At 63.0% G+C, this 886-nt stretch carries 1 protein-coding gene; it reads left to right on the top strand.

What is annotated here, in order from left to right:
* Positions 1-681 (top strand): MFS transporter (locus tag PQR54_RS38830; protein ID WP_408255441.1); only part of this gene is annotated, 681 nt, incomplete at its 5' end.
* Positions 682-886 lie beyond the last annotated feature (205 nt).

Below are 886 nucleotides of genomic sequence, written 5' to 3'. Positions count from 1 at the left end.
GCAGCCGTGCTGATGACAATCGTCACCAGCGTGCTCGCGCTGACCATTCCGCGCCGCCAACCGGATCACAAGGCGACCTACTTCGAACTGATCGGCTCGCTCGGCCACCTTATTCGCACGATGCCGGTGCTGCGTCATCGCTCGCTGTATCAGGGGCTGATGTTCGCGTCGTTCAGCCTGTTCTGGACCGCGATTCCCGTCGAGCTGACCCGCCAGTTCGGGCTCTCGCAAACCGAGATCGGCATCTTCGCGCTGGTCGGAGCGATCGGCGCGACTTCGGCGCCGGTCGCGGGACGTCTGGCTGACGCGGGTCACACGTTACGAGCGACGCTGATCGCCCTGGTGGTGGGCGCACTCGCCTATGCACCCGCACTGATCCATCCGGCGTGGGGTGTGCTCGGCCTCGTTGCAACCGGCATCGTGCTCGATTTCGCCGTGCAGATGAATATGGTGCTGGGTCAACGCGAGATCTATGCGCTGCATGCGGCGAGCCGCAATCGTCTGAACGCACTGTATATGACCAGCATCTTCGTCGGTGGCGCGTTCGGCTCGGCGCTCGCCAGCCCGCTCTATGAACATGGCGGCTGGCCGCTGGTGGCCGCTGTCGCCACGGCCTTCCCGCTCATTGCGCTGGCTCACTATCTCGTGATCGGCCGGCCGCATGCCGTCCGCAACGCCTGATACGCGTCCTTTACGCGGCAGACCAGACGGTCTGCCATCCGTCTTAACAACAATTCAGCCTGGCTTCAGGAATTTCCGCGTGGTTGGCGATACGCTAACCAGCATAGTGCTTCACCTGAACCACGCTCCACTGCTCGCAAAGGAATAACCATGTCCTCCCTTTCGCCCCTGCTCGACGGTTACGACCTGTCCGGGTTGCGCTTGC

This window comes from Paraburkholderia phytofirmans, from assembly GCF_046028095.1.
GTDB lineage: Bacteria > Pseudomonadota > Gammaproteobacteria > Burkholderiales > Burkholderiaceae > Paraburkholderia > Paraburkholderia phytofirmans_A.
This window is presented reverse-complemented; position numbering and strand designations above follow the sequence as displayed.